This window comes from Isoptericola sp. NPDC019482 (genome assembly GCF_040632295.1).
In the GTDB taxonomy this organism is placed as follows: Bacteria; Actinomycetota; Actinomycetes; order Actinomycetales; family Cellulomonadaceae; genus Isoptericola.
On record NZ_JBEYBQ010000065.1, the window covers coordinates 1 to 9,252 of the forward strand.

The following is a 9,252-nucleotide window of genomic DNA, read 5'->3' on the forward strand; positions in this document are numbered from 1 at the left end:
CCCGGTGCGTTGTGTGCGCGACTTCGGGGACTATTCGGCCGCGAATAGTCCCCGAAGTCGCGCTCACAACGACGGACGGGTGGTCTCAGCCGAGGTAGACGAGGGTCTCGTCGTGGAGCCTGGCGTTGGTGGCCAGGGCGTTGCCGTGCCACGGACCGGGGGCGCCGTCGAGGCCGGTGAAGCGGCCGCCGGCCTCGGTGACGATGGGCACGAGGGCGGCCATGTCGTAGACCTCGAGCTCGGGCTCGGCGGCGATGTCGGCGGCGCCCTCGGCGACGAGCATGTACGACCAGAAGTCGCCGTAACCGCGGGTGCGCCACACCTGGCGCGTGAGGTCGAGGAAGCCGTTGAGCTTGCCGTGCTCCTCCCACCCGGACAGGGACGAGTAGGCGAACGAGGCGTCCCCGAGCGTGCTGACGCCCGAGACGGACATCCGCGACGCCGAGGCGAGCGACTTGCCCGTCCAGGCGCCCGAGCCCTTGGCCGCCCACCAGCGGCGGCCGATCGCCGGCGCCGAGACGAGGCCCATGACGACCTCCTCGCCGTCGGCCAGCGCGATGAGGGTGGCCCACACCGGCACGCCGCGCACGAAGTTCTTGGTGCCGTCGATCGGGTCGATGATCCAGCGCCGCGCGCCGCTGCCCGCGGAGCCGTACTCCTCGCCGACGATCGCGTCGCGGGTGCGCGCGCGGTGCAGCTGGGCGCGGATGAACTCCTCGGCGGACCGGTCGGCGTCGCTCACCGGGGTGTTGTCGGGCTTCGTCTCCACGCGGAGGTCGAGCGCCTTGAAGCGGGACATCGTGATGGCGTCCACCTGGTCGGCGATCACGTGGGCCAGGCGCAGGTCGTCCTCGTACGTGCGCGCGGGGCCGCTGGTCGGGCTGGGAGACGGCTGGGTGTACGACACGCCTCACACGGTAGCGGTCCGCCGCCCTCGCCAGGGCCCCGGCGCGCGGGGGTGGGACAGAGAGGTCAGGCCCCCAGCAGGGCGAGCAGCTCGGCGGTCGTGCCGCACTCGCCGAGCCGGGGGAACAGCCGCGTCGCGCTGTGCTCGTGGTCCTCGGCGGAGCGGTCGGCCATGGCGTCGGTGACGAGGGAGACGTGGTAGCCGTGCTCGTGGGCGGCGCGGGCGGTGGACTCCACGCCGATGCTCGTGGCGATGCCGGTCAGCACGACCTGGGTCACGCCGCGGCGCCGCAGCTGGAGGTCGAGGTCGGTGCCGTGGAACGCGCCCCAGTTCCGCTTGGTCACGACGACGTCGGACACCGCGGTGTGGAGCTCGGGCGCCAGGACGTCCCAGCCGTCGGGACGGGCCGCCCCGCGCGGGGCGTCGGTACGGCCGGGCACGGCGTCGGCGCCGTCGGGCGCGGCGGTGACGCGCACGAGGACGACGGGCAGGCCGCGGGCGCGGAAGGCGTCGGCGAGCTCGACGTTCCGGGCGAGGACGGCGTCCGCGGCGTGCGGCGCGGTCGGCGCGGCGAGGATGCCGGCCTGCAGGTCGACGACGACGAGCGCGGTGCGGGGGTCCAGTGCGGTGAAGGTCATGCGGGGATCTCTCCGTGGGTCGGGGTCGTGGGGGAGGCCGGCCGGCGGCGCAGGGAGCGGTCGACCAGGGTGAGGACGAGGACGGCGGCAGCGCAGCCGACCATCGCCAGGGCGAGGTCGTGCAGTCCGGCGGTGGTGGGGCCGCCCGCGTAGAGGGCGGCGATCGCCGCCGTGGAGACGAGCGCGCCGATGTACATGAAGGTGCGCAGCAGGCCCGCGGCGGCGCCGACGGACGCGCTGTCCGCCTGCTGGGCGAGGGCCTTCTGGTTCGCGAGGCCGGACAGGCCCTGCATGCCGCCGATGCCCACGCCGGCGACGACGAGCACCCAGGTCGGGCTGTCGGGCTGCACGACGGCGAGGACGGCGCCGCCGGCGAGCAGGGACGCCGCCCCGACGAGGAGCGCGGCCCGGACGGGCGCCCGCCGCCCGGTGGCCGACGCCACGGTGACCGCGACGACCGACGTCGGCAGCATGAGGAGCCCGGCGGCGGCCTCGCCGAGGCCGCGGCCCTGCTCGAGCCACTGCACGTAGCCGAACATGAACGCGTACGTGGCGGTGGCGGTGAGGAAGGCGCGGGCGTAGGTGAGCAGCAGCGGGCGGTTCCCCGCCAGCAGCCGCAGGTCGATGAAGGGGTGGCTGGTGCGCAGCTCGTGCCGCGCGAAGCCGGCGCCCGCCACGACGGTCACCGCGAGCACCCACCACGGGGTCGCGCCGACCAGCACCAGCATCATCGAGGTGAGGGCGGCGGCGAACAGGACCACCCCGGCCACGTCGAGGCGGGTCGCGACGGAGGGGCGGCCGGCGCCGTCGGCGACGGGCAGGTCGGTGCCCGGCACGCGGGGCAGGCGCAGCCCGCCGAGCACGAGGCACGCCACGGCCAGCGGCACGTTGACCAGGAAGATGGCGCGCCAGCCGCCGAGCCCCACGAGGAGGCCGCCGAGCGTCGGCCCCACGATCATCACGACCTGGTTCGTCACCGCCAGGACGGTGAGGACGGCGGCGGTGCCGCGCCCCTCGCCGGATCTGTCGGTGGCACGGCGCACCAGCGACATGGCCGCCGGGTACGCCGCGCAGGTGCCCAGACCCAGCAGGGCGCGGGCCAGCACGAGCACGCCGAGCGTGGGCGCGAACGCGCCGAGCAGCCCCGCGGCCCCCACCAGCGCCGTGCCCACCAGGTAGGGGCGGCGTGGCCCGACGAGGTCGACCACCCGGCCCACGACGGGCTGCGCCACCGCGGTCACCAGGTAGAGCGCCGTGACCAGCCAGACGGTCTGAGCGGCCGGGGCGCCGAACGCGATCCCGATGGGCACCAGGGCCACCGAGATCATCGACGAGTTGATGGGGTTGAGCAGCGAGCCCAGCGCCAGCGGCAGCGTGAGGCGGGTGTCGTAGCCCTCCGTGACCGCGGCGGCGGCCGGGCGCGAGGCGGAGCGGTGCAGCAGCGTCACGGGCGGGCGACATCCCTGGAGCTCGCTGCGGGGAGGGACGCGTCGCCGCCGGCCCGCGGGGAATCGTCCAGCAGCGTGCGGTCCAGGAGGGCCAGCACGGACGAGACGGTGGCGAGCTCCTCGCCGGTGAGCCGCTCCTGCAGGGTGCGGGTCAGCCACTCCTGCCCCGCCTCGCGCCGGCCCTCGACGAACGCACGTCCGTCGTCGGTGAGGGACACCACTTGGCGGCGGCCGTCGGTCGGGTCGGGGTCGCGGCGCACGAGCCCGCGCACGTCGAGGACGCCGAGGGTGGCGCCGAGCGACTGCGGCCGGACCCGCTCGGCGGCGGCGAGCGCGCTGGGCGACGCCGGGCCGTGCTTCGCGAGCCGCGAGAGCAGCGCGGTCTGCGACGGGGTCAGCTCCTGGTTGTCGCTCAGCTCGATGAACCGGCGGCGCAGCCGGCCGACGAGCGACCGCAGCTCGCGGGCGGCGTCGGCGGCCTCGTCGGGGCGCGGGGCGGGGTCGGGGAAGGTGGGCACCCCTCCACCGTAAAACTCATCAGTCCAGACTGACAAGTCTTGCCTGACGAATCACACGGAGGCGCCCACCGCGCAGGGGCGGCGCGGTCAGTCGGCGGCGTGGCGCGCGGTCAGCAGGCGCCGGAACGACGCGACGCGGGCCTCGCGCGCGGGGCGCTCGTCGTCCGACGAGGCGGCGAGCCAGTCGTCCAGCGCGCAGTCGGGGGAGTCGGCGAGATGGGTGCAGCCCCGGGGGCAGTCCGCGGCGACCTCGGCGAGGTCCTCGAAGGCCTGCAGCAGGTGGTCCGTCTCGACGTGCGCCAGCCCGAACGACCGCACGCCCGGGGTGTCGACGACCCAGCCGTCGTGGCCGCCGTCTGGCCCGACGGGCAGGCGCAGGGCCACCGCGGACGTCGAGGTGTGGCGGCCGCGACCGGTGACGTCGTTGACGACGCCGGTCGCGCGGTCGGCGTCGGGCACCAGGGCGTTGATGAGCGTCGACTTGCCGACGCCCGAGTGTCCCACCAGCACCGACGTCCGCCCGGCCAGCCGGGAGCGCACGTCCTCGACGCTCGCGGCGTCGTCCTGGCGCGTGACGACGACGTCGACGCCGATCGGCGTGTACAGGTCGCGCAGGGGCGCGGGGTCGGCGAGGTCGGCCTTGGTGAGGCACAGCAGCACGTCCATGCCGGCGTCGTAGGCGGCGACGACGCAGCGGTCGATCATGCCGGTGCGCGGCTCGGGCTGGGCGAGCGCGGTGACCACGACGAGCTGGTCGGCGTTCGCCACGACGATGCGCTCGTAAGGGTCCGTGTCGTCCGCCGTGCGGCGCAGCACCGACGACCGGTCCTGGATCCGCACGATGCGGGCGAGCGTGCCCTCGTCGCCGGACGTGTCGCCGACGACGTCCACCCGGTCGCCCACGACGACGCGGGTGCGCGTGAGCTCGCGCGCCTTCATGGCGAGCACCGCGCGCTCGCCGGGCGTGCCGTCGTCCACCACGAGGGTGTACCGGCCGCGGTCGACGCCGGTCACCATGCCGACGTCGGCGTCCGCGTGCTCGGGGCGCTGCTTGGTGCGGGGGCGCGAGCCGCGCTTCGAGGGCCGCGCGTACTGCGCGTGCTCGTCGACGGCGCGGCGGGCCATCAGGCCTCGCCCTCGGTGGCAGGGCCGGGGGCGACGCCGAGCATCCGCTCCCACATCCGGTCGAAGCCGGGGAGGGTCTTGGCCGTGGTGCCCACGTTCTCCACCCGCACGCCCGGCACCCGCAGGCCCAGGACGGCCGCCGACGTCGCCATGCGGTGGTCGGCGTAGGTGCGGAACAGGCCGCCGTGCAGCGGGCGGGGAGTGATGACGAGGCCGTCGCGCGTCTCCTCGGCCTGCCCGCCGAGCCGGGTGATCTCGGTGGCGAGCGCCGCCAGCCGATCCGTCTCGTGACCGCGCAGGTGCGCGATGCCGCGCAGGCGGCTGGGGGAGTCGGCGAGCGCGGCGAGCACCGCGAACGTGGGGGCGAGCTCGCCCGCGGCGTGCAGGTCGAGGTCGGCCCCACGGACCTCGCCCGTGCCGGTGACGGTGAGGACGTCGCCGTCGAGGCGCGAGGTGGCGCCCAGCCGGGCGAACAGGTCGGGCAGCAGCGCCCCCGGCTGGGTGGTCTCCGTGGGCCAGCCCGGCACGCGCACCGTGCCGCCGCCCACCAGCGCGGCGGCCAGGAACGGCGCCGCGTTCGACAGGTCGGGCTCGACCCGCACGTCGCGCGCGGCGACCGGGCCGGGGGCGACCTGCCAGATGCCGTCGCGGGAGTCGTCCACCTCGACGCCGACGTCGCGCAGCGTGGCCACGGTCATCGCGATGTGGGGGAGGCTCGGCAGGGTGGTCCCGATGTGCCGCAGCGTGAGGCCGCGCTCGAAGCGCGCGCCCGCGAGCAGCAGCGCCGAGACGAACTGCGACGACGCGGACGCGTCGACGTCGACCGCGCCGCCGGCCACGCGGCCCGTGCCGTGCACCGTGAAGGGCAGGTGCGTCGGGGTGCCGCCGTCGGGGGACGTGACGCGTACGCCCAGGCTGCCCAGGGCCGCGAGCACCGGCAGCATCGGCCGCACCCGCGCCTCGGGGTCGCCGTCGAACCGGACCGGGCCGTCGGCCAGTGCAGCGACGGGGGGCAGGAACCGCATCACGGTGCCCGCCAGGCCGGTGTCGACGTCCACGTCGCCGCGCAGCGGGCCGGGCGTCACGTGCAGGGTGCTCGGGTCGCCCCCCTCGTCGACGCCGGCGCCGAGGGCGCGCAGGGCGTCGATCATGAGGTCGGCGTCGCGCGAGCGCAGCGCTCCGCGCAGGGTGCCGGGACCGTCCGCGAGCGCGGCCAGCACGAGCAGGCGGTTCGTCAGGGACTTGCTGCCGGGGACCTGCACCGTGGCGTCCAGCGGGCCCGTCGAGACCGGTGCCGCCCAGCCGTCGGCGCGCTCGGCGTCGGGGGCGGGCGGGGCGGTGTGCGGCGGGACGGCGGAGGTCATGGCTCCGAGGCTAGTTCACGGGCCGCCCACGACGCGGGCCGTCTCGCCGGTGCGGGGCCTGCCCGGGTCGTCAGACGGCCTCGGCGACCTTCGCCCGGAGCTTCGCGGCCTCGGCCTTGGTGGCCGCCTTCGCCTTGTCGGCCGTGGCCGCCACCTTGGCCGCCTCGCCCTTCGTCGCGGCCTTGACCGTCCCGGCCTTCGCCTCCGCGAGGCGGGCGGCGTGCGTGCGCGCCTGCTGCACGCGGTAGGTGACGCCGGGCCGACCCTCGAGGTCGACGCCCGCGATGACGGCGGCGCCGACCTTGCCGAGGTCCTTGACGAAGGCCGCGGTCCGCAGGCTCCGCTCGGCGCCCTTGGAGGTGAACGGCTGGTGGGCGACGGCGAGCGGCGCCGTGAGCGCGGCGAGTGCCAGCGCCGCGGTCCGGGGCGTGCGGCCGACGGCGAGCAGCACCCCCGCCACGGCGGTCACCGCGCCGTGCGCCCGCACCAGGAGCCCGAGCTGGCGCTCGCTGAGCGGCTCGGCGCCGACGGCGTCGGTGACGAGCGTGGAGCCCTCGCGGGCGGCGTCCACGTGCTCGGCCGGGTGCAGCACGGCCTGGATGCCGTCGTAGACGAACGGGGCGGCCAGGAGGGGGCGGGCGATTCGGCGCAACAGCATGGGCCCACTGTGGCAGAGCAGCCCCGGGCTTGCCCGGCGACCGGTGGGGGGTCTCAGGCGGGGGCGCCGTCCCACCAGTCGGGGTGGGATCGCGGCGGGCGCCGCGTCCCGAGTCCGTCACGGCGGACCGTGCGGACCAGGCGGGCGGCGTAGGCGGCCACGAGCAGGACGGCGAGGACGAGGATCAGTGCGGTCATGGCAGCAAGTCTTCGCGCGTAGCACTTCTGCCACGAGTGGCAGAAGTGCCAACATGCATCGACATTCCGCCAATGGCGTGGCACGATGGGCGCATGATCCGCAAGGTCGCCGCCGTCGTCGTCCCCGGCGTCGCGCCGTTCGAGCTCGGCGTCGCGTACGAGGTGTTCGGCATCGACCGCAGCGACACGGGCGGGCCGTCGTTCGAGTTCACGCTCTGCGCCCCCGTGCCAGGACCCGTGATGACCAAGGGCGGCTTCCCCGTCGTCGTCGAGCACGGCCTCGAGGCGCTCGACGACGCCGACCTCGTCGTCGCCGTCGCGTACGGCATCGACGACGCCGGCGCGGAGGTGCTCCCGCAGGCCTACCTCGACGCGCTCCGGGCGGCCCACGACCGCGGGGCCTGGCTGTTCGCGATCTGCTCCGGCGCGTTCACGCTCGCGCGGGCGGGCCTGCTCGACGGGCGGCGGTGCACCACGCACTGGATGTACACCGAGCGGCTCGCGGCCGAGGTCCCCACCGCCGACGTCGACCCCGACGCGCTCTACGTCGAGGACGGGCGGGTCCTCACCAGCGCCGGCACCGCGGCCGGGATCGACGCCGCGCTCCACCTCGTGCGCACGCAGGTGGGCGCCGACGCCGCCCGGGCCGTCGCGCGGCGCATGGTGGTGCCGCCGCAGCGGGAGGGCGGGCAGGCGCAGTTCGTCGTCGACCCGCTGCCGCGCGAGGGCGAGTCGCTCGCCGGTCTGCTCGCCTGGATGCGGGAGCACCTGGTCGAGGAGCACACCGTGCCGCGGCTGGCCCGTCGCGCCGCGCTGTCCGAGCGGACCTTCGCCCGCCGGTTCCGGCAGGAGACGGGCGCCACGCCGGCCGCGTGGCTCGCTCGCCAGCGCGTCGCGCGGGCGCAGGAGCTGCTCGAGTCCACCGAGGCGCCGGTCGACGAGATCGCGCGCCTGGTCGGCTTCGGCAGCGCCCCCGTGCTGCGGCACCACTTCGCCCGTCAGCTCGGCACCAGCCCGGTCGCGTACCGGCGGCGGTTCGCCGCGCCGGTGGCCTCCTGAGGCCGTCGCGCCGGAGCTGCTCCCGCGGGAATGTCGCGGCCCTTCCCGCGGTTGCACACCGACGTGAGCATCCGCACCTCGACGACGGCGACCGCCGTCCCCGCACGTGAGTCCGTGCGGCTGTTCGCCGTCCCCGACGGCGCCCTCGAACCGGGCGCGCGGGGCGCGGTGGCCGGCGGCATCACAGACCTGCACACCCCGTGGATCGGAGGACTCCGCCCAGTGGCTGGACTAGGCTCGACGGTGATGACCCAGGACCTTGGCCCGGCGGGCGGCGACGCGCCGCACGGGAGCACCCCGGACGGCGAGGAGATCCCCGAGGACACGGAGCGTGCCCCCGAGGGAGAGTCCACCGCGGCCCGGGCCGAGCGCTTCGAGCGTGACGCCCTGCAGTACCTGGACCAGCTGTACTCCGCGGCGCTGCGCATGACGCGCAACCCCGCGGACGCCGAGGACCTGGTGCAGGAGACGTTCGCCAAGGCGTTCGCCGCCTTCCACCAGTACAAGCCGGGCACCAACCTCAAGGCCTGGCTGTACCGCATCCTCACCAACACGTTCATCAACAGCTACCGCAAGAAGCAGCGCGAGCCGCAGCAGTCCCAGGCGGAGGACGTCGAGGACTGGCAGATCGCCCGCGCCGCGTCGCACACGTCGCAGGGTCTGCGGTCGGCCGAGGCGGAGGCGCTCGACCGGCTCCCCGACTCCGACGTGAAGCGCGCGCTGCAGGAGCTGCCCGAGGACCGGCGCATGGTCGTCTACTACGCCGACGTCGAGGGCTTCCCCTACAAGGAGATCGCCGAGATCATGGGCACGCCGATCGGGACGGTGATGTCCCGGCTGCACCGCGGACGCCGGCAGCTGCGCGAGCTGCTCGCCGACTACGCCGCCCAGCGAGGCCTGGTCCCGGCTCGTGGAGGAGCGTCATGACCGACCCCATCACCCCCATCCCGCACGACCGGGCCGAGGGGGAGAACGAGTGCGAGCACGCCCTCGTGCACCTGAACGAGTACCTCGACTCCGAGATGACGCCGGAGGACGAGCAGCGGATGCGCGCGCACGTCGCGCACTGCTCGCCGTGCCTCGCCGAGCTGAGCGTGGAGGAGCTCGTCAAGCAGCTGGTCCGCCGCTCCTGCTCGGAGCGGGCGCCGGAGACCCTCCGGGTGCGCATCCACGCGCAGCTGACGGTGATGTCCACGGCCGAGTAGCGGCTGCGCCGAGGTAGTACGAAAAGCGCCGAGGTAGTTCCGGTGGTGTGGCCCGTGGCCACAACTCCACCCTGCAGTCCATCTCCCAAGCCCGCGCCGCCTGGGGCGAACAGAACACCGGCACGATCTGGGA

General features: G+C 75.4%; 11 protein-coding genes. 3 read left to right on the forward strand and 8 right to left on the reverse strand.

Annotated elements, in window-relative coordinates; translation table 11 throughout:
- Positions 1-85: 85 nt before the first annotated feature.
- The 8 genes from hisN to ABZ493_RS21470 all read right to left on the reverse strand — a co-directional run bounded on the left by hisN (position 86) and on the right by ABZ493_RS21470 (position 6,855).
- On the reverse strand, positions 86-907 hold the full coding sequence (hisN, locus tag ABZ493_RS21435) for a histidinol-phosphatase (protein WP_430584138.1): 822 nt from the start codon (positions 905-907) through the stop codon (positions 86-88).
- A 65-nt stretch (positions 908-972) separates the two neighbouring features.
- Positions 973-1,545, reverse strand: a complete 573-nt coding sequence (locus tag ABZ493_RS21440) for a hydrolase (protein ID WP_430584139.1) — start codon at positions 1,543-1,545, stop codon at positions 973-975.
- Positions 1,542-2,993, reverse strand: a complete 1,452-nt coding sequence (locus ABZ493_RS21445; protein WP_430584140.1) for an MFS transporter — start codon at positions 2,991-2,993, stop codon at positions 1,542-1,544. Before ABZ493_RS21445 ends, ABZ493_RS21440 begins: the two co-directional genes overlap by 4 nt.
- Positions 2,990-3,511, reverse strand: a complete 522-nt coding sequence (locus tag ABZ493_RS21450; protein WP_430584141.1) for a MarR family transcriptional regulator — start codon at positions 3,509-3,511, stop codon at positions 2,990-2,992. The genes ABZ493_RS21445 and ABZ493_RS21450 overlap by 4 nt, the downstream gene beginning before the upstream one ends.
- 87 nt (positions 3,512-3,598) lie before the next feature.
- Positions 3,599-4,636, reverse strand: a complete 1,038-nt coding sequence (gene rsgA, locus ABZ493_RS21455) for a ribosome small subunit-dependent GTPase A (protein ID WP_430584142.1) — start codon at positions 4,634-4,636, stop codon at positions 3,599-3,601.
- A complete protein-coding gene (gene aroA, locus ABZ493_RS21460) occupies positions 4,636-6,000 on the reverse strand; it encodes a 3-phosphoshikimate 1-carboxyvinyltransferase (RefSeq protein WP_430584143.1) in 1,365 nt (454 codons plus the stop codon). The genes rsgA and aroA overlap by 1 nt, the downstream gene beginning before the upstream one ends.
- Positions 6,001-6,070: 70 nt before the next feature.
- Positions 6,071-6,658: a DoxX family membrane protein gene (locus tag ABZ493_RS21465; RefSeq protein WP_430584144.1), complete on the reverse strand. Its 588-nt coding sequence runs from the start codon at positions 6,656-6,658 to the stop codon at positions 6,071-6,073.
- Positions 6,659-6,711: 53 nt separating this feature from the next.
- On the reverse strand, positions 6,712-6,855 hold the full coding sequence (locus tag ABZ493_RS21470) for a hypothetical protein (protein WP_430584145.1): 144 nt from the start codon (positions 6,853-6,855) through the stop codon (positions 6,712-6,714).
- 93 nt (positions 6,856-6,948) lie between these two features.
- On the opposite strand from ABZ493_RS21470, the gene ABZ493_RS21475 reads away from it, so the two are divergent.
- The 3 genes from ABZ493_RS21475 to rsrA are packed head-to-tail and all read left to right on the forward strand — an operon-like array spanning position 6,949 to position 9,119.
- Positions 6,949-7,914, forward strand: coding sequence for a helix-turn-helix domain-containing protein (locus ABZ493_RS21475; protein ID WP_430584146.1), 966 nt, complete (start codon positions 6,949-6,951; stop codon positions 7,912-7,914).
- A 30-nt stretch (positions 7,915-7,944) separates the two neighbouring features.
- Entirely contained in the window at positions 7,945-8,841 is an 897-nt protein-coding gene (locus tag ABZ493_RS21480; RefSeq protein WP_430584147.1) for a sigma-70 family RNA polymerase sigma factor, read from the forward strand.
- Entirely contained in the window at positions 8,838-9,119 is a 282-nt protein-coding gene (gene rsrA, locus ABZ493_RS21485) for a mycothiol system anti-sigma-R factor (RefSeq protein WP_430567851.1), read from the forward strand. Before ABZ493_RS21480 ends, rsrA begins: the two co-directional genes overlap by 4 nt.
- Positions 9,120-9,252: the final 133 nt, after the last annotated feature.